The 18,342-nt window shown below is 38.3% G+C and carries 18 protein-coding genes; all 18 read left to right on the forward strand.

Annotated features, from left to right (window positions below; all coding sequences use genetic code 11):
- Positions 1-14: 14 nt before the first annotated feature.
- The 18 genes from FFJ24_RS15770 to FFJ24_RS15855 all read left to right on the forward strand — a co-directional run bounded on the left by FFJ24_RS15770 (position 15) and on the right by FFJ24_RS15855 (position 18,230).
- Entirely contained in the window at positions 15-920 is a 906-nt protein-coding gene (locus FFJ24_RS15770) for a TIM barrel protein (protein WP_138818121.1), read from the forward strand.
- A 279-nt stretch (positions 921-1,199) separates the two neighbouring features.
- Positions 1,200-1,784 carry a gluconate 2-dehydrogenase subunit 3 family protein gene (locus tag FFJ24_RS15775; RefSeq protein WP_138818122.1) on the forward strand — a complete coding sequence of 195 codons (585 nt, stop codon included), beginning with the start codon at positions 1,200-1,202 and terminating at the stop codon, positions 1,782-1,784.
- A 25-nt stretch (positions 1,785-1,809) separates the two neighbouring features.
- The gene (locus FFJ24_RS15780; protein ID WP_210419378.1) at positions 1,810-3,510 is read left to right on the forward strand and encodes a GMC oxidoreductase; all 1,701 of its coding nucleotides are present in this window, start codon (positions 1,810-1,812) and stop codon (positions 3,508-3,510) included.
- Positions 3,511-3,595: 85 nt separating this feature from the next.
- Entirely contained in the window at positions 3,596-4,753 is a 1,158-nt protein-coding gene (locus FFJ24_RS15785) for a Gfo/Idh/MocA family protein (RefSeq protein WP_138818124.1), read from the forward strand.
- A 9-nt stretch (positions 4,754-4,762) separates the two neighbouring features.
- Entirely contained in the window at positions 4,763-5,821 is a 1,059-nt protein-coding gene (locus FFJ24_RS15790; protein WP_138818125.1) for a sugar phosphate isomerase/epimerase, read from the forward strand.
- Positions 5,822-5,914: 93 nt separating this feature from the next.
- Positions 5,915-6,301: a c-type cytochrome gene (locus tag FFJ24_RS15795; protein WP_138818126.1), complete on the forward strand. Its 387-nt coding sequence runs from the start codon at positions 5,915-5,917 to the stop codon at positions 6,299-6,301.
- A 30-nt stretch (positions 6,302-6,331) separates the two neighbouring features.
- Positions 6,332-7,789, forward strand: coding sequence for a Gfo/Idh/MocA family protein (locus FFJ24_RS15800; protein ID WP_138818127.1), 1,458 nt, complete (start codon positions 6,332-6,334; stop codon positions 7,787-7,789).
- A 51-nt stretch (positions 7,790-7,840) separates the two neighbouring features.
- Positions 7,841-8,521, forward strand: coding sequence for a DUF1080 domain-containing protein (locus FFJ24_RS15805; protein ID WP_138818128.1), 681 nt, complete (start codon positions 7,841-7,843; stop codon positions 8,519-8,521).
- A 253-nt stretch (positions 8,522-8,774) separates the two neighbouring features.
- Positions 8,775-10,013, forward strand: a complete 1,239-nt coding sequence (locus tag FFJ24_RS15810; RefSeq protein ID WP_138818129.1) for a nucleoside permease — start codon at positions 8,775-8,777, stop codon at positions 10,011-10,013.
- A gap of 1 nt (position 10,014) precedes the next feature.
- A complete protein-coding gene (locus FFJ24_RS15815) occupies positions 10,015-10,905 on the forward strand; it encodes a hydroxypyruvate isomerase family protein (protein WP_138818130.1) in 891 nt (296 codons plus the stop codon).
- Positions 10,906-10,915: 10 nt separating this feature from the next.
- Positions 10,916-11,788 carry a sugar phosphate isomerase/epimerase gene (locus FFJ24_RS15820; RefSeq protein ID WP_138818131.1) on the forward strand — a complete coding sequence of 291 codons (873 nt, stop codon included), beginning with the start codon at positions 10,916-10,918 and terminating at the stop codon, positions 11,786-11,788.
- Positions 11,789-11,799: 11 nt separating this feature from the next.
- Positions 11,800-12,669 carry a sugar phosphate isomerase/epimerase gene (locus tag FFJ24_RS15825; protein WP_138818132.1) on the forward strand — a complete coding sequence of 290 codons (870 nt, stop codon included), beginning with the start codon at positions 11,800-11,802 and terminating at the stop codon, positions 12,667-12,669.
- A gap of 570 nt (positions 12,670-13,239) precedes the next feature.
- Positions 13,240-14,229, forward strand: a complete 990-nt coding sequence (locus FFJ24_RS15830) for an aspartate-semialdehyde dehydrogenase (RefSeq protein ID WP_138818133.1) — start codon at positions 13,240-13,242, stop codon at positions 14,227-14,229.
- A 56-nt stretch (positions 14,230-14,285) separates the two neighbouring features.
- Complete coding sequence (locus FFJ24_RS15835) at positions 14,286-14,888, forward strand: CDP-alcohol phosphatidyltransferase family protein (RefSeq protein ID WP_138818134.1); 603 nt, start codon at positions 14,286-14,288, stop codon at positions 14,886-14,888.
- A 139-nt stretch (positions 14,889-15,027) separates the two neighbouring features.
- A complete protein-coding gene (locus FFJ24_RS15840) occupies positions 15,028-16,155 on the forward strand; it encodes an ATP-binding protein (protein ID WP_246862627.1) in 1,128 nt (375 codons plus the stop codon).
- A 21-nt stretch (positions 16,156-16,176) separates the two neighbouring features.
- Positions 16,177-17,583 carry a D-alanyl-D-alanine carboxypeptidase/D-alanyl-D-alanine-endopeptidase gene (gene dacB, locus FFJ24_RS15845; RefSeq protein ID WP_138818135.1) on the forward strand — a complete coding sequence of 469 codons (1,407 nt, stop codon included), beginning with the start codon at positions 16,177-16,179 and terminating at the stop codon, positions 17,581-17,583.
- Positions 17,584-17,599: 16 nt separating this feature from the next.
- Positions 17,600-17,959 carry a hypothetical protein gene (locus tag FFJ24_RS15850; RefSeq protein ID WP_138818136.1) on the forward strand — a complete coding sequence of 120 codons (360 nt, stop codon included), beginning with the start codon at positions 17,600-17,602 and terminating at the stop codon, positions 17,957-17,959.
- 91 nt (positions 17,960-18,050) lie between these two features.
- On the forward strand, positions 18,051-18,230 hold the full coding sequence (locus FFJ24_RS15855) for a hypothetical protein (protein WP_138818137.1): 180 nt from the start codon (positions 18,051-18,053) through the stop codon (positions 18,228-18,230).
- Positions 18,231-18,342 lie beyond the last annotated feature (112 nt).

Consider the following 18,342-nt stretch of genomic DNA (forward strand, 5'->3'; position numbering starts at 1 on the left):
TATTCTAAAACATCATGACAACAAGAAGATCATTTTTACAAAAAGTAAGCGTTGCCGGGGCAGCAGCTTTTTTAAGTCCATCCATTATTACAACAGCTTTAGCACAATCGGCGAAGGTTTCAAAAATCGGAATTGGTCTTTTCACCCTACGCGAACAATTAACGGCAGATGTAAAGGCCACTATTGAACGGGTAGCTAAAATCGGCTATAAACAAGTTGAAACCTATTACGGCTATCCGGGGAAATATGAAGTGAAAGGATTCTGGGGACTGGAAGCCAAAAATTTCAATGCATTATTAAAAGCCAACGGTCTCTCCTCTCCCAGCGGACATTACAACGTCACGGAGTTTTTATCCTCTGGCGATGATAAAGTGTTAAAATCGCACATCGAAACCGCAGCTACTGTTAACCAGAAATATTTTGTTATCCCTGCTTTACCGACTGATATCAGGGCCAATGGAACATTAGATGATTATAAACGCATGGCTGCCAAATTTAACCAGGCAGCCGAACTTTGCCAAAAATCAGGCTTAAAATTGGCTTACCATAACCATAACTTCGAATTTAAAGATCAGGGAAATGGGGTTACAGGTTATGAAACCTTGCTTACTGAAACCGACGCCAATATGGTAGGTTTTGAACTCGATATCTTTTGGGCGGTAAATGCAGGTTTGAACCCGGTTGATATGTTCAAGAAAAATCCAGGCCGTTATAAAATGTTTCATGTTAAGGATATGGACAAAGCAGATAAAGCCGTTTTCGTAGAAGTAGGCTCCGGCAGGATCGATTTCAAAAGCATTTTCGCCGCATCAAAATTAGCTGGTGTAGATTATATTTTTACAGAACAGGACATCATTAAAAAGGAACCTTACGAGAGTATTACAGAAAGTTATAATTACATCAGAAAAAATCTGCTTTAGTCTGATTTTAGCCTTAAAAAGGCTATGTTTTTGGATATATTAGTAAATAATATGTCAGCCCGTACTAAATGTACTTTTTACACCAAGTAAATTTGAGATAAAAACAGGGTTTAAATAGCAATCAGGCAGTAAAATAACTATTATTTAGAATTATTCTATAAGGTAACAATGATATTGCAAACTGATAATTTAACTTAAAAAATTAATTGTTTACGTTATATTTTTTCTAATATTACTAATTCAACACATAAATAACCAAAATATAAAATCATAAAGACGATGCACAGAAGAGAAGCACTCAAAAACGTTGCATTTTTGCTGGGAGGAGCAATCTCGGCAAGTACAATGGGCGTGTTATTTGAAAGTTTTACGCTCCCCGAAAATGAAAAAAACTTCGTAAGCTATTCGCTTGAAGACGAAAAGATCTTTGCAGAATTTGCTGACATTATTGTCCCGACGACCAAATCCTCTGCAGGTGCCAAGGCCGCAGGTTTAGGTAAGTTTATTCCGATGATGATGAAAGATTGTTACCCTGCAACCATGCAAACCTCCTTTGCACAAGGATTTAAAGATCTTCAGGCAAAATCAATGAAAGATTTCGGGAAAAGCTATATCACTTTAACACCGGCCGACCGCAAAAAGTTAATGATCGATTTGAGGGCAATCGCACTTGCACAAAAAGATGGCCAATCAGAAGAGAACAAAGATTTAGTTTACTTTTTTATCACGGCAAGAGATTTGACCTTACTCGGTTACTATTCTTCAGAAATTGGTTGCACCAAAGCAAGGGAATATGTCCTTATTCCGGGCCGATATGATGGCAATGCGCCATTAAAGCCAGGCCAAAGATCCTGGGCAACCTAACTTCTAATCACAACTACAAAACATCATGAATTTAAATACCAATTTAAAAGCAGAAAATACTTACGATGCTATTGTTATAGGATCGGGGATTAGTGGCGGCTGGGCTGCAAAAGAACTTACCGAAAAGGGCTTACGTGTACTGATGCTCGAAAGAGGGATGAACATTGAGCACATTACCGGGTACGAAAATGCAATGAAAAATCCCTGGGATTTTAAACATGCAGGTAAACTTACCGAAGAGCAAAAACGTACCCACCCGGTACAAAAAAGAGATTACCCCTACCAGGAAGCAAATGAAAAATGGTGGGTAAACGATTTAGAATGTCCATATACTGAAGACAAACGTTTCGATTGGTACCGCGGTTTCCACGTGGGAGGTAAATCGTTAATGTGGGGCCGTCAGAGCTACCGTTTAAGCGACCATAATTTTGAAGATAATGCAAAAGATGGTCATGGAAGCGATTGGCCGGTTCGTTATGCAGAACTTTCGCCATGGTACGATTATGCAGAGCGTTTTGCCGGCATCAGTGGTTCTAAAGAAAACTGGCCTACTTGTCCGGATGGTGATTTTTTACCTCCGATGGATTTAAACATTGTAGAAAAATCAGTAAAAGCCCGTGTTGAAGAACATTATAAAAGAGAACGTATCATCATGATTGGCCGTGTTGCCAATCTTACTGTTCCACATAAAGGTCGTGGTAATTGTCAATACAGGAACCTGTGTAGCCGTGGTTGTCCATTTGGTGCTTATTTCAGTACGCAGTCTTCTACCCTTCCTGCAGCAATGGCAACCAAACGTTTAACATTAAGGCCATATTCTATCGTAAATCATATTATTTATGATAAAGATACCAAGAAAGCCAAAGGTGTAATGGTTATTGACGCACAAACCAACAAAACAATGGAGTTTTATGCGAAAATTGTTTTTGTAAACGGTTCTACATTAGCTTCTACATTCATTCTGCTAAATTCAACATCAGAAGCACATCCAAACGGATTAGGTAACGGTAGTGGTCAATTGGGTCATAATTTAATGGATCACCATTTTCGTTGCGGCGCATCCGGAGAGGCTGAAGGCTTTGACGATAAATATACCTATGGCCGCCGTGCAAATGGAATTTATGTACCAAGGTATCAAAACATCGGTAACGATAAACGCGATTACTTACGTGGATTCGGTTACCAGGGCGGCGCAAGCAGAAACAACTGGCAAAATGATGTTGCAGAGTTATCATTTGGTGCTGACCTGAAACAAAAAATGACCACTCCAGGAAAATGGACTATGGGATTAGGCGGTTTCGGAGAAATGTTACCTTACTATGAAAACAAGGTTTACATTGATAAAACCAAAAAAGATAAGTGGGGGCAGCCCGTATTGGCAATTGATTGCGAATATAAAGAAAATGAGAAAAAAATGCGTGTGGATATGATGAACGATGCTGCAGAAATGTTGGAAAAAGCAGGTATCAAAAACATTAAAACCTACGATGCAGGCTGTTATCCAGGTATGGCAATCCACGAAATGGGTACCGCTAGAATGGGCAATGATCCAAAAACTTCTGTGCTGAATAAATGGAACCAGATGCACGAAGTAAACAATGTTTTTGTAACTGACGGATCGTGCATGCCATCAATTGCTTGCCAAAACCCTTCATTAACATTTATGGCATTAACTGCGCGCGCTGCAGATTATGCTGTAAAAGAACTAAAGAAAAAGAATATCTAGAAAGGTTTAAGGTAAAAAGGTTTAAGGTATAGGGCTCAGTGTCTCTATGCCCTAAACCTTTAGCCCTATACCCCATACCTCAAAAATGAAAAGAAAATTAAGAATGGGCATGATAGGCGGCGGAAAAGACGCCTTTATCGGTGCCGTACACCGTTTGGCTGCCAATATGGACGGCCTGATCGAATTATCTGCCGGAGCTTTAAGTGTAAATCCTGAAATTGGATATGAATCTGGAAAAATACTTTTTCTTCCCGATAGCAGGATATACAATAATTACGAAGAAATGCTGACCAAAGAAAGTGAATTGCCAGCAGACGAAAGAATCGATTTTGTAACCATTGTTACTCCAAACTTTGCTCATTTTGCTCCTGCAATGATGGCCTTGGATAAGGGTTTCAACGTCGTGATTGAAAAACCGATGACCTTGACATTAGAAGAAGCTAAAGAGCTGCAGGCTAAAGTAGAAGAAACCGGACTAACCCTTTGTTTAACACACACTTACTCAGGATACCCGATGGTTAAGCAGGCTAAGCAAATGGTAAACGAAGGCGAATTGGGTGCTATCCGTAAAATCGTGGTAGAATATCCTCAAGGCTGGTTAAGTACACTTTCTGAGCGTGAAGGCAATGCACAAGCGGCTTGGCGTACAGACCCATCTAAAACTGGGAAAAGCGGTTGCATGGGCGATATTGGCACACACGCAGCACACCTTGCCGAATACATTTCGGGACTAAAAATCACTAAAATTTGTGCTGATTTAAATATTGTAGTGCTTGGAAGAGCCATTGATGATGACGGTAACGTATTGTTAAAGTTCGATAATGGAGCTAACGGCGTACTGGTGGCCTCACAAATTGCTGCCGGAGAAGAAAATGCACTAAAAATCAGGGTTTATGGCGAAAAAGGTGGTTTAGAATGGCACCAGATGGAACCAAATACACTAATTGTAAGGTGGTTAAATGCTCCTGCCCAGATCTACAGAACAGGTAACGGCTATATGGGTAGTTTTGCAAAACACAATACCCGTACACCAGGCGGTCATCCTGAAGGTTATTTAGAAGCATTTGCCAACATTTATAAAAACTTTGCACTTACGGTAAATGCAAAATTAAATAATGAGGAACCTACAGCAGAAATGCTCGATTTCCCTGGCACTTCAGACGGAATCAGAGGAATGGCATTTATCGAAAATGTGGTGGCTTCAAGCCAATCAGATCAAAAATGGTTCGACTATAAAATATAATAATCCGGCATGACAACGATAAAAGGACCAGCAGTATTTTTAGCACAATTTATAAGCGACGAAGCTCCATTTAATACACTTGATAACATTTGCAAATGGGCAGCAGATTTAGGATTCAAAGGTATCCAGATGCCAACACTCGATGCCCGCTTTATTGATCTTAAACAAGCGGCAGAAAGCAAAACCTATGCTGATGAATTAAAAGGCAAAATTGCAACTTACGGTTTAGAAATTACTGAGCTTTCTACACACTTACAAGGACAATTGGTGGCAGTTCACCCTGCTTATGATGACTTGTTTGATGCCTTTGCACCAAAAGAAGTACACAAAAACCCAAAAGCCAGGACAGAATGGGCAGTGCAGCAGATGAAATATGCTGCAAAAGCATCACAAAATCTGGGTTTGAATGCGCATGCTACTTTTAGTGGTTCATTATTGTGGCAATATTTCCACCCCTGGCCGCAACGTCCGGCTGGATTGGTTGAGGAAGGTTTTGCAGAATTGGCAAAACGATGGACGCCAATCTTGAACGAATTTGACCAGTGCGGAGTTGATGTTTGCTACGAAATACACCCTGGAGAAGATTTATTTGATGGCGAAACTTACGAAATGTTCCTCGCTGCGGTAAATAATCACCCTCGGGCATGCTTATTGTATGACCCATCTCACTTTGTGTTGCAACAATTGGATTACATTCAGTACATTGATTTTTACCACGAACGCATCAAAGCCTTCCATGTAAAAGATGCAGAATTTAACCCTACAGGCAAACAAGGCACTTTTGGTGGATACCAGAGTTGGGCAAACCGCGCCGGACGTTACCGCTCACCTGGTGACGGACAAGTTGATTTTAAAACCATTTTTAGTAAATTAGCCCAATATGATTTTAAAGGTTGGGCCGTTATGGAATGGGAATGCTGTATCAAAAACCAGCAAGACGGTGCCCGCGAAGGCGCAGAGTTTATCAAAAAGAATATCATTAACGTAACTGATAAAGCATTTGATGATTTTGCTGCATCAGGTAGTGATAGCGCTTTCAATAAAAGAATATTAGGATTACAAGAATAACAATACACACAACATGAAAACCTGCATAAGCAACAACAAATAAATATTAACGCTTATGCAAGTTTGAATGCAATTAAAAACAACACACAACACATGAAAAAAACATTTTTAATTTTAGGCGCTGTAGTCATTTTTATGGCGTCGTTTTCAAAAGCTGATTTAGCGAAAGAGAAAGCCGTGGTTGCAACGGCAACAACAGCAAACCATGCTACTTTTCAATCAAATCCAGGAGAAAAACTGATCAATAAATCAGATTGTTTAGGTTGCCACAACAAGACCAACAAAATTATTGGCCCTGCTTACGTAGACATCGCAAAAAAATATCCGGCTACAGATAAAAACATCAATATGTTAGCAGATAAGATTATTAAAGGTGGAACCGGAGTTTGGGGCAATATGCCAATGACCGCTCATGCTACTCTTAAAAAAGATGACGCAAAATTAATGGTAAAGTATATTTTATCTCTAAAGAAAAAATAGTCGAATTCCGTTAGCAAATCGATTTACTATATGAAAACAGAGCAAGAAAATAAAAACACGAGTAACCGTCGTGATTTTATTAAAACTTCGGCAATTGCTGCCGCGGCCTTTATGATTGTTCCACGCCATGTTTTAGGCGGAACAGGTTATTTAGCACCGAGCGATCGCTTATTGGTTGCCGGCATTGGTGTTGGCGGAAAAGGTCAAAGTGATTTAGATATGTTCTACAAAAGTGGAAAAGCGGATATCGCCTTTCTATGTGATGTAGACGATCGCCGTGCAGCCAATAGTGTAAAAGCTTTCCCCAAAGCAAAATACTATAAAGATTGGCGCGAGATGCTGGATAAAGAACATAAAAACTTCGACGCTGTCTCTGTTTCTACTCCAGACCATAACCATGCCATCCAGGCTTTAGCAGCCATGCAGTTGGGCAAACATGTTTACGTTCAAAAACCTTTAACACACGATATTTATGAAGCGCGTATTCTAACCGCAGCTGCAAAAAAATATAAAGTGGTTACACAAATGGGTAATCAAGGTGCATCAAACGACGGTCCACGGCAGATGAAAGAATGGTACGAAGCTGGTTTGATCGGCGACGTACATACAGTTTATGCCTGGACTAACCGCCCGGTTTGGCCTCAAGGCATTCCTTGGCCAAGCAAAAAAGCAGAAGTCCCTAAAGAATTAGATTGGAATTTATGGTTGGGAACAGCTCCTGAAAAGGATTTTGTTGATAAATTGGTTCCATTTAACTGGCGTGGCTGGTGGGATTACGGAACAGGTGCTTTGGGCGATATGGGTTGTCACCTAATTGAAGCTCCTTTTAGTGTATTAAATTTAAAATATGCTAAAGAAGTTGAGGCAAGTGTAGGTTCTGTTTATGTTGATGAATTTAAGCGCGGTTATTTCCCAGAAAGCTGTCCTCCATCAAGTCATGTTACCTTAAAATTCCCTAAAACGAATAAAACTAAAGGCGATGTTACTTTACACTGGATGGATGGTGGTATCCAGCCAGAACGCCCGGAAGAATTGGAAGCAAACGAAACTTTTGGAGATGGTGGTAACGGTACCCTATTTATTGGAACAAAAGGTAAAATGATGTCTGAGACGTATAGTGCAAATCCAAAATTATTGCCTTTAAGTAAAAACAAAGACATTAAAGTTGCGCCAAAATATGCCCGCGTACCAGATGGTGCAAATGGGCACTACAAACAATGGGTTGAAGCAGCAATTGCCGGTTATGGCAAACAGGAAGTAAGTTCGCCTTTTGAAATTGCTGGTCCGTTAACGGAAGCTTTATTAATGGCAAACCTGGCAATCAGAAGTTTTGATATCCAGAAAACGGTAAACGATAAGATTACTTATCCAGGCAGGTACACTAAAATGTTATGGGATAATGATAATATGAAAGTGACCAACTTTGATGAAGCCAACCAGTTTGTAAAACGTGAATACCGTAAAGGCTGGAATAATTTAACCCTTTAACTATCACAAACCTCGCAGTTTTTTAACCTGCGAGGTTTTATTTAAAAAAAAATGAAAAAAATCTTTCTTTCTGCTTTTATCATATTAGCAGTTACACAAATATCAAAAGCACAAAAAGGCTTTAAACCACTGTTCGATGGTAAAACCACAACAGGTTGGCATACCTACAACAAAACTACAGTTGGTAGTGCCTGGCAAGTTCAGGATGGTACATTGCATTTAGATTTAGTTAAAAAAGGTGCTGATGGCGGTGGCGATTTAGTTACAAACAAAGAATACGGCGACTTCCACTTAAAATATGAATGGAAAGTAGCTCCGAAAGCAAATAGTGGCCTGATTTTTTATGTTCACGAAGAACCTAAATACCATGCGACCTATTCTACAGGTTTAGAAATGCAGGTTATTGATAACGATGGCCACCCGGATGGAAAAATCACGAAACACCGTGCTGGCGATTTGTACGACTTGGTAAAAAGTTCATCAGAACCGGTTAAAGCGGTTGGCGAATGGAACAAAGCAGAGATCATTAGCAAAAAGGGTAAATTAACCTTAATTTTAAATGGTGTTGAAGTAGTAAAAACCACCCTTTGGGATGATAACTGGAAAAAAATTGTTGCAGGTAGTAAATTTGCGACATGGGAAAACTGGGGAATCTTTAAAACCGGCAGAATTGCCTTGCAAGATCACGGAGACGAAGTTTGGTACAAAAACATCTCTATAAAAGAACTATAAAAATGGAAAATGTAAGAGGGAAAATGTATAATGTGAATTACAAATCCTTCTTACAAATTCAGATGATGTTGATATAAAACATCTCCATAAAAGAACTATAAAAATTGAAAATGTAAGAGGGAAAAATGTATAATGTGAATTACAAAATCCCTCCTGCCAATCCAGTTAAAATATTATAAAATTGTAGATGAGTTACGGGGATACGTTTCTATCATCCCTCTTACCTTAACCATTTTACATAATTACTAGCCAAATGAATAGCACTACTCGCTTTAAACTTTCTGCCATGATGTTCCTGGAATTTTTTATCTGGGGCGCATGGTTTGTAACATTAGGGGCATTCTTAAACAATAACCTAAAGGCAACCAATTCCGAAATTGGTTCTGTATTTTCAACACAATCCTGGGGCGCTATTATTGCTCCATTTATCATAGGCCTTATTGCCGACAGATATTTTAACGCTGAACGAATTTTAGGTGTTTTACATATTATTGGTGCTATTTTAATGTACCAGATGTATAGTGCCCCAGATGTAAGTGTTTTTTATCCTTACGTTTTAGCTTACATGATTTTGTTCATGCCTACCCTTGCACTGGTAAATTCGGTTTCTTTTAACCAAATGAAAGATGCCGAAAAAGAATTCGCAAATATTAGGGTCTTCGGTACAATCGGCTGGATCATCGCTGGTTTATTAATCAGTTTTGCTTTCCACTGGGATTCTCCGGAAGGAATTCAAGCTGGATTATTGAAAAGTACCTTTTTAATGGCTGGCATTGCCTCTTTGGCGTTGGGATTATTTAGTTTTACTTTACCTGCAACTCCTCCAAAGATTGCCAAAGACGAAAAAATAAAATTACGTGACATTTTAGGATTGGACGCATTGAAATTATTAAAAGATAAAAATTTTGCTGTTTTCTTTATTTCTTCGATCCTGATTTGTATCCCATTAGCCTTTTATTATCAAAATGCAGGCCTTTTCCTGGCTGATATCAAAGTTTCCAATCCAACAGGTAAAATGGCCATCGGTCAGGTTTCTGAAGCATTATTTTTATTGGCTATTCCTGTTTTCTTTTCAAAGTACGGATTTAAGAAGACAATTATAGTTGGTATGCTGGCATGGGCGGTACGTTATGTACTGTTTGCTTATGGCAATGCAGGCAACTTAAGCTTTATGCTGATTATAGGAATTGCACTACATGGCGTTTGTTACGATTTCTTTTTTGTTTCTGGTCAGATTTATACCAACTCAAAAGCTGGAGAAAAATTCAAAAGTGCTGCGCAGGGTATTATTACCCTAGCAACTTATGGCGTTGGTATGTTGATCGGCTTTAAAGTTGCGGGCTTAATTACAGATATGTATAAAACCGGAGAGGTAACCGATTGGAAAATGGTTTGGATTATTCCAGCAGGAATTGCAGCTGCCGTTTTCTTATTATTCGCCCTGTTGTTCAATGATAAAACTAAATCTGAAATAGAAGCTAAAGCAATTTAACATGGGCTCAAACGTAAATAGAAGAAATGCTTTAAAGAACATCATTGCAGGAACTGCTGCAATTGGTGTTTCTTCAGGATTTTCAGCACTAGCAATGGAGAAACCAGAATCAGATCGGCCGCTAAGGCTAAAAGGAAATATCAACCATGCTGTATGTCGCTGGTGTTTTAGTAGTTTTGATGTAGAAACACTTTGCATTGAAGCAAAAAAAATAGGTATTAAAGGTATTGATTTGGTGGGTCCGCAAGATTGGCCTACCTTAAAAAAACATGGTTTAGAATCAACCATGTGTAATGGTGCTGAAATTAATTTGGTAGATGGTTTTAACGACGAAAAATTCCACGAAAAGTTAATTCAGAATTATACCGCAATGATTCCACTTGTTGCAGAAGCTGGTTATAAAAATCTGATCTGCTTTAGTGGAAACCGTCGTGGTAAAGATGATGAAACAGGCTGGAACAATTGCGTTAAAGGATTAAAACAGTTAATTCCATTGGCCGAAAAGCACAATGTGGTATTGGTAATGGAGTTGCTAAACAGCAAAATTAACCATAAAGATTACCAATGCGACAGAACATCATGGGGAGCTGAGCTTTGCAAACGCTTAGGATCTGAAAACTTCAAGTTGTTATATGATATTTACCACATGCAGATTGATGAGGGTGATGTGATCAGGAACATCAGAGATTACCATCAGTATATTGCACATTACCACACTGCCGGTGTTCCGGGCAGAAACGAAATTGATGATACACAGGAACTGTATTACCCTGCCATTATGAAAGCCATTGCCGAAACCGGCTTTAAAGGTTTCGTTGCACAAGAATTTATACCCAAAAATGCTGATAAAATAGCCTCCTTAAAAAAGGCAATCTCAATTTGCGACATTTAAAAATATACCTATGATATCAAGAAGAAGTTTTATACTCAATAGTAGTATGGCTGCAGCGGCAGCACTTTTGGCTCCATCGTTCGCTTTTGCTGCCGATAAAAAAGCAGTAGGCTTACAATTATATTCTTTAAGGGATGAATTGCCTAAAGATGTAAAAGGAACCATTGCCAAGGTGGCAAAAGCTGGCTTCAAAGAGGTTGAAACCTATGGTTTTTCGATAAAAGATCAATTTTGGGGATTAACGCCTAAAGAATTTAAAGCATTGTTGGATGCTAACGGTTTAAAAGCACCAAGTGGCCATTACGGTTTGGGCACTTATCTGGCTGATGGAAATACCACAGAACTCAAAGCAGCAATTGCAGCAGCAAAAGTACTGGGCAGCGAATATGTAACCATTCCCTGGTTGGAAGGAAGTATCAGAAAAAATGCCGACGATTACAAAAAAATCGCAGCCAGGATTAACGAAGCTGGAAAATTAACGAAAGCAGCAGGTATCAGATTAGCTTATCATAACCACAATTTCGAGTTCGAAAAACAAGGTGATACTACCGGTTACGAAATCCTCTTGAAAGGAACCGATAAAAAATTGGTTGATTTCGAACTTGATTTGTACTGGGTAGTACGCTCTGGTAACGATCCGATTAAATTATTTAAAGAAAATCCAGGACGTTTTACCATGTGGCACGTTAAAGATATGGATAAAGCCAATCCGGCATTAAATGCTGAAGTAGGAACGGGTTCTATCAACTTCAAACCTATTTTTGCCCAGGCAAAACTTTCGGGTATGAAACATTTCTTTGTAGAACACGAAACCAATTACAAACCAAATCCAATGGAATCTGTTGCAGCAAGCTGCGCTTATATTAAAAAGGAGATTATTTAAAATCTTAGGTAATGAATTCAAGAAGGACATTCTTAAAACAGGCAGGATTAGCTGCCGGAGCGGCATTATTAATTCCATCATTTGCTTTTGATAAAGCAAGTAAAAATGTTGGCCTGCAATTATACACCCTGCGCGATGAGTTGCCGAAAGATGTAAAAGGCGTTATCGAAAAAGTAGCAAAGGCCGGATACAAAGAAGTTGAAACCTATGGTTTTGCCAATGGAAAATTTTGGGGCTTAACGCCTAAAGAATTTAAAGCCTTACTTGATGCCAATGGTTTAAAAGCACCAAGTGGTCATTACCACATGGATGATTTTGTAAAAACAGGAAATGCCGATAGATTAAAAGCAGATATCGAATCATCAGCTGCAATTGGTGGTAAATATTTCACCATTGCCGGCGCACATGTTGATATGAGTAAAGGTTCTGATGGTTTCAAAAAAACCGCCAGCGATTTTAACAAAGTGGCAGAAATTGCTAAAGCTTCAGGATTAAAATTCGCTTATCATAACCACGATTTCGAGTTTAAAAATTTGGGCGATACTACTGGTTATGATGTTTACTTAACTGAAACCGATAAAAACCTGGTTAATTTTGAATTGGATTTATACTGGGTAGTACGCTCAGGTAATGATCCTTTAGCATTATTTAAAAAATATCCCGGCCGTTTCCCTATGTGGCACGTGAAGGATATGGACAAGGCCAAACCTGAATTAAATACCGAGGTGGGTAAGGGATCAATTGATTTTAAAACCATTTTTGCCCAGGCAAAACTTTCAGGCATGCAACATTTCTTTGTAGAGCACGAAACCAATTATCAACCAGATCCAATTGGCTCGATCAAAACAAGCTGCGATTATATCAAAGCCAGTTTGATTTAAATTTATTAAACCCCGCAGATTTTAAAAAAATCTGTGGGGTTTAACACTGGCTTGTCAGTCATCTCGACTGAAGCGTAGCGAAATGGAGAGATCTATCTTCGTAAATAAAATCTTCTCCTTTCTTCAACAACCCAAACCTCATTAAAAGATTTCACTGTCATTAGGAGAATTGTCCCTGTTTATCTAAACCTGATAGAACGGCAATACTTTTTAATTGCAGTACCTATAAATCTTGTTGTCTGCAACCGATGAAACAGATGCTTCGTACCTCAGCATTGACAATAGTTGTTTAAAAAGATTATAGTGATAGCAGGACTTTCGTAACCGATAAACGATGGAACCTGCTTTCCAAAAAAAACATTCATTGACTTCCGAAGTTGCCCCCTGCCCCGCCCCCTGCGAAACTTTGGAAGTTTGTGCTCAGACTTTATTCTCCAACCATATTTTCTATCGAAAACCAAAAATTTCAAATATTAAAAGCAAATTTAATTGGTAACAATAGGGATATCAGCTTAATTTTTAGCATATTTGAGCTCATATCAAATAATTAATAATATAAAAAAAATTAAAATGAGAGTAGCAGTAGTAGGTGCAACCGGATTGGTTGGCACTGTCATGTTAAAAGTATTGGAGGAAAGAAATTTCCCTTTAACAGAGTTGATTCCCGTAGCATCAGAAAAGAGTGTTGGTAAGGAAATTACTTTTAAGGGTAAGAAGTTCCCAATTGTTAGCATGGATACTGCAATCAGTATGAAACCAGATATCGCTTTGTTTTCGGCGGGTGGCAACACTTCATTAGAGCATGCACCTCGTTTTAAAGAGGCCGGAACAACTGTTATCGATAACTCTTCTGCCTGGAGAATGGATCCTGCAATTAAATTAATTGTGCCGGAAGTTAATGCACACGAACTTTCTATCGATAACAAAATTATCGCTAACCCAAACTGTTCGACCATCCAGATGGTGGTGGTTTTAAAACCTTTGCACGATAAATACAAAATAAAACGTGTGGTGGTTTCTACCTATCAATCGGTTACCGGTACTGGTGTTAAAGCGGTTGAGCAATTAATGAACGAGCGTAAAGGCATTGATGGTCCTAAAGCTTATCCTTATGAAATCGACTTGAACGTTCTTCCTCATATTGATGTTTTCACTGAAAACGGATATACTAAAGAAGAGATGAAAATGGTTAAGGAAACGAACAAAATTATGAGCGACGATAGCATCAAAGTTACCGCGACAACGGTTCGTATCCCGGTAATGGGTGGTCACTCAGAGTCGGTAAATATCGAGTTTGAAAATGATTTCGATTTAGCTGAAGTGCGCAGCATTTTAGAAAAAGCACCAGGCGTAATCGTTGTGGATGATGTGGCCAACTTAAAATATCCTATGCCGAAAGATGCCCATGAAAAAGATGAGGTCTTTGTAGGCCGTATCCGTAGAGATGAATCAGCTCCCAAAGCACTAAACCTTTGGATTGTTGCCGATAACTTACGTAAAGGTGCAGCAACCAATGCTGTTCAGATTGCCGAATATCTAATTCAGAAAGAATTGGTTTAATCAATAAATAATTTAAGAAAAGCCTCGATTTATTCGGGGCTTTTTTATGCGCTACAATGAAACAACTTCCAATTGCTTTAATTTATTCCAGATTGCTTATTGGTTTTGGAATCATTCTGTTAAGTGTTTTCCATGCTAGCCATTATTCTTTTTTAGCCATCACCTTATTATCTATTGGTTTGCTAACCGATGTTTTTGATGGGATCATCGCCCGTAAGCTTAATATCTCTTCCGAAAAGTTAAGGCGGCTGGACTCTGGTATCGATCAGGTATTTTTTATTTCGGTAGCAGTTGCCACTTATATTCAATGTCCGGATTTCTTCAAAACCAATCTTGTCAAATTAATTGTCCTTGGTACTTTCGAAGCTTCAACCTATGCATTAAGCTATATCAAATTCAAAAAAGAAATTGCCACCCATTCTATCGGCGCTAAAATCTGGACGCTGACAATATTTGCTACTTTAGTCGAAATTATGGTGCATTACGAATCGATCGTGCTCTTTGAAATTTGTTTTTGGCTCGGCATGGCCACCCGCTTGGAAATACTTGCAATTGTTCTCACCCTCAAAAAATGGACGAACGATGTACCCACCGTTTATCATGCAGTGAGATTGAGGCAGGGAAAGGAAATTAAGCGCAATAAATTATTCAATGGTTAAGGTTAAAAATTTAAAGATATATAATTTAGCGATCGTAATCACTAAATTATATATAAAAAAGAGATCATAATCACCAAATTATATATAATTTAGTGATTAGATTTAAAATTTTGTTATATTTGAGAGAAGCAAAATTTGTATGATGATTATCAGAAATCTGCAAAACCATATCGAATTGAAGTTTTTTAAACAAAAAGCCATTATTGTTACCGGTGCAAGGCAAGTGGGTAAAACTACTATGTTAAAGCAGTTAGTAAATAAGACTGAGCTACCTTTTGTTTTTCTAAATTGTGATGAGGCAAACGTACGCACCACCTTAACTGATATCAGTATCGAAAGGCTGAAATCAATTATTGGTGCTAACAAAATCATTTTTATCGACGAAGCACAACGCGTTACCAATATTGGCTTAACCTTAAAACTGATCGTTGATAATTTTTCAGATGTTCAGTTATTGGTTACTGGTTCTTCATCATTAGATCTGGCTATTGGCATCAAAGAATCGTTAACAGGAAGAAAATTTGAATATCACCTCTTCCCTTTTTCAGTTGCAGAACTTGTTGACGAAACGAACGTACTTATTGAAGAACAGGCTTTAGAAAAAAGATTAATTTACGGTACTTATCCCGATGCCATCAATTATCCGGGGGAAGAAAAAGAGCTGTTATTAAATTTAGCTAACAGTTATCTTTTTAAAGATATTTTATCCCTTACGGGTATCCGAAAACCATTACAACTCGAAAAACTGGTACAGGCATTGGCCCTACAGATTGGTAACGAAGTTTCTTATACTGAACTTGGACAAATGATTGAGGCCGATAAACTCACTGTTGAGCGTTACATCGATCTATTAGAACAATGTTTCGTTGTATTTAGACTAGGTGCTTACAGCAGCAACCTGCGGAACGAAATTAAAAAGAGCAAAAAGATATACTTCTATGATACAGGAATCCGAAATGCGGTAATCGAAAATTTCGGCATGCTCGGCTTACGGCAGGATGCTGGTCAGTTGTTTGAAAATTATATTATATCTGAATACATAAAGGCCAGTAATAATAAAAGAAAGCATGCCAGATATTATTTTTGGCGCAGTTTTCAGCAACAGGAAATTGATTTAATAGAAGAAGTTGATGGAAAAATAAATGCCATAGAGATTAAATGGAACGCGAATAAAAAAGTAAAGTTTCCTTCTACATTTTTAGATGCATACCCCACCAACGAAACATACGTTATAAATAAAGCTAACTATACCAGTTTCCTGGTATAAAATAATCGCCAGCAAAAAAAAATGAAATTTTTCAAAATATTGTCCCTATCGCTGTGTTTAACAATCGCAGCAAATGCTCAAAACAGAATCCAAAACCTAGAAAAAGCTTTTAATAATCTATTAAACGACGAACAGGCAAAACATGCCCTGGTATCTCTTTGCGTTTTGGATGCCAATACCGGCAAAACACTTTATGCTAAAAACGAGCAGATTGGTTTGCCCACTGCTTCAACACTAAAAACCATTACCGCCGCTACCGCTTTCAGTATTTTAGGAAAAGATTTTCAGTTTCAGACTACCCTGGCCTATACCGGAACCATTACTACAGACGGAACTTTAAAAGGAAACCTCATCATTATCGGTAGCGGCGACCCTACTTTGGGCTCGTGGCGTTATCAAAACAAAGAAAATACTGTTTTAACACAATGGGTGGCGGCCATAAAAGCCTCAGGCATAAAAAAAATTGAAGGTTCAGTAATTGGTGATGACCGTATTTTTGGCACACAAACCACACCTGAAGGTTGGGTTTGGCAGGACATCGGCAATTATTATGGCGCTGGTACTTCGGGTTTGGCCTGGCGGGAAAATCAGTTCGATATCCATTTAAGACCAGGGAGCAGCGCGGCGGATGAGGTGAAAATTGTAAAAACTGTTCCGGCTACGCCCTATGTGCAGTTGGTAAATGAACTCAAAACCGGTGCAACTGGTACGGGCGATAGAAGTTATGCTTTTCTTCCTCCTTACAGTAATGTTGCCTACCTCCGCGGAAGTTGGGGAATGGGCATTACCAAAACAGGCATTTCTGTAGCCCTCCCCGATCCTGCTTTTGATTGCGCTTACCGCTTACAGGATACTTTGAAGAGATTGGAGATTTCAACCGGTCAACAGGCCACAACGGCCCGGTTAATGACTTTAAACAATCAGGTCATTCCTTCGGTTACACAAAAAATAAGCACCATCAGTTCACCTCGTTTAAGCGAGATGACCTATTGGTTTTTAAAGAAAAGCATCAATTTATATGGCGAATCGCTTTTAAAAACCATTGCGATAAAATCAGGCAAAGCGGGTACAACAAGCAAAGGTGCACAAACGGAGATTAACTTTTGGGCTGATAAAGGCATTGATAGAACAGCATTAAATATTATCGACGGCAGCGGACTCTCACCAGGCGACCGGATTACAACCTCTGCAATGGCAACTATACTTTTTCAAATTCAGAAAGAAAACTGGTTCCCTGATTATTATAAAGCCCTGCCAGAATACAATGGCATGAAAATTAAAAGCGGAACCATAAACGATGTTTCAGCCTTTGCAGGTTACCATACCGATGCTGCCGGTAACAAATATGTAGTAGTGATCAATATTAATAATTATAGCGGAAACAGTATCAACAAAAAGTTGTTTAAAGTATTAGATGAATTAAAATAAACCTTATTTAAATACTATGACGCTTTTTGTAAAAAACCTTCAAACTGTTGATGGACTGATATCTAACTTATACAAGGATGTTTCGGTAGAAGAAATGACGGGCAAAATTACCCATCTGATGGAACAACAAGGCTATAAAGTCTTCGACCATCAATATGGAAATTTAATTTTAGAGAAAGGAAGCCGAACCAAAAGGCTTTTATTAGGTGCATTTGCAACCTATTTTAAATTTAGTGTAACCATGTTACCAAATACTGAAAATGAACTTACTGTAAATGTTTTTCAGCAGTCGAGTGGTATGTCAGGTGGTTTAATCGGCATGAACCAGATCAAAACAGAGCTTGCCAGGTTAAACTTTTTGTTTTCGAATATTTAAGAAACAATTTCAATATTAGGGTAGGATTTTTATTTAAAACAACTAAAAATCACTGCCTTGCTTTAAATTTAAAATTGTGTATTTTTGATATATGGAAATAACAATCGACATAGGCTATGAACAATTGTTAGCTGCAATAAAAAAACTTCCTGCAGCAAAAATAAAACAATTAAAATCAGTTTTAAACGAAGAGTTTATTGAACAAAAAGCATCGAAGGACTTATCTGATTTTCAAGATTTTTTGCTCAAAGGTCCTGTAATGAGTGAATAACAGTATAAAAAACATCAGGCACAAAGAAAAAACTTCAATTCATGGAGAACGAAATAGTTTGTTTGGATACATCTATTTTAATTGATTTTTATCGAAAACGAATAAAAGAGAA

Source organism: Pedobacter sp. KBS0701 (assembly GCF_005938645.2).
In the GTDB taxonomy this organism is placed as follows: Bacteria; Bacteroidota; Bacteroidia; order Sphingobacteriales; family Sphingobacteriaceae; genus Pedobacter.

Excerpts from the sequence above, each read along its gene's own strand:
- FFJ24_RS15770 (WP_138818121.1), top strand. The coding sequence starts at position 15 with ATGACAACAAGAAGATCATTTTTACAAAAAGTAAGCGTTGCCGGGGCA.
- FFJ24_RS15775 (WP_138818122.1), top strand. The coding sequence starts at position 1,200 with ATGCACAGAAGAGAAGCACTCAAAAACGTTGCATTTTTGCTGGGAGGA.
- FFJ24_RS15780 (WP_210419378.1), top strand. The coding sequence starts at position 1,810 with ATGAATTTAAATACCAATTTAAAAGCAGAAAATACTTACGATGCTATT.
- FFJ24_RS15785 (WP_138818124.1), top strand. The coding sequence starts at position 3,596 with ATGAAAAGAAAATTAAGAATGGGCATGATAGGCGGCGGAAAAGACGCC.
- FFJ24_RS15790 (WP_138818125.1), top strand. The coding sequence starts at position 4,763 with ATGACAACGATAAAAGGACCAGCAGTATTTTTAGCACAATTTATAAGC.
- FFJ24_RS15795 (WP_138818126.1), top strand. The coding sequence starts at position 5,915 with ATGAAAAAAACATTTTTAATTTTAGGCGCTGTAGTCATTTTTATGGCG.
- FFJ24_RS15800 (WP_138818127.1), top strand. The coding sequence starts at position 6,332 with ATGAAAACAGAGCAAGAAAATAAAAACACGAGTAACCGTCGTGATTTT.
- FFJ24_RS15805 (WP_138818128.1), top strand. The coding sequence starts at position 7,841 with ATGAAAAAAATCTTTCTTTCTGCTTTTATCATATTAGCAGTTACACAA.
- FFJ24_RS15810 (WP_138818129.1), top strand. The coding sequence starts at position 8,775 with ATGAATAGCACTACTCGCTTTAAACTTTCTGCCATGATGTTCCTGGAA.
- FFJ24_RS15815 (WP_138818130.1), top strand. The coding sequence starts at position 10,015 with ATGGGCTCAAACGTAAATAGAAGAAATGCTTTAAAGAACATCATTGCA.
- FFJ24_RS15820 (WP_138818131.1), top strand. The coding sequence starts at position 10,916 with ATGATATCAAGAAGAAGTTTTATACTCAATAGTAGTATGGCTGCAGCG.
- FFJ24_RS15825 (WP_138818132.1), top strand. The coding sequence starts at position 11,800 with ATGAATTCAAGAAGGACATTCTTAAAACAGGCAGGATTAGCTGCCGGA.
- FFJ24_RS15830 (WP_138818133.1), top strand. The coding sequence starts at position 13,240 with ATGAGAGTAGCAGTAGTAGGTGCAACCGGATTGGTTGGCACTGTCATG.
- FFJ24_RS15835 (WP_138818134.1), top strand. The coding sequence starts at position 14,286 with ATGAAACAACTTCCAATTGCTTTAATTTATTCCAGATTGCTTATTGGT.
- FFJ24_RS15840 (WP_246862627.1), top strand. The coding sequence starts at position 15,028 with ATGATGATTATCAGAAATCTGCAAAACCATATCGAATTGAAGTTTTTT.
- dacB (WP_138818135.1), top strand. The coding sequence starts at position 16,177 with ATGAAATTTTTCAAAATATTGTCCCTATCGCTGTGTTTAACAATCGCA.
- FFJ24_RS15850 (WP_138818136.1), top strand. The coding sequence starts at position 17,600 with ATGACGCTTTTTGTAAAAAACCTTCAAACTGTTGATGGACTGATATCT.
- FFJ24_RS15855 (WP_138818137.1), top strand. The coding sequence starts at position 18,051 with ATGGAAATAACAATCGACATAGGCTATGAACAATTGTTAGCTGCAATA.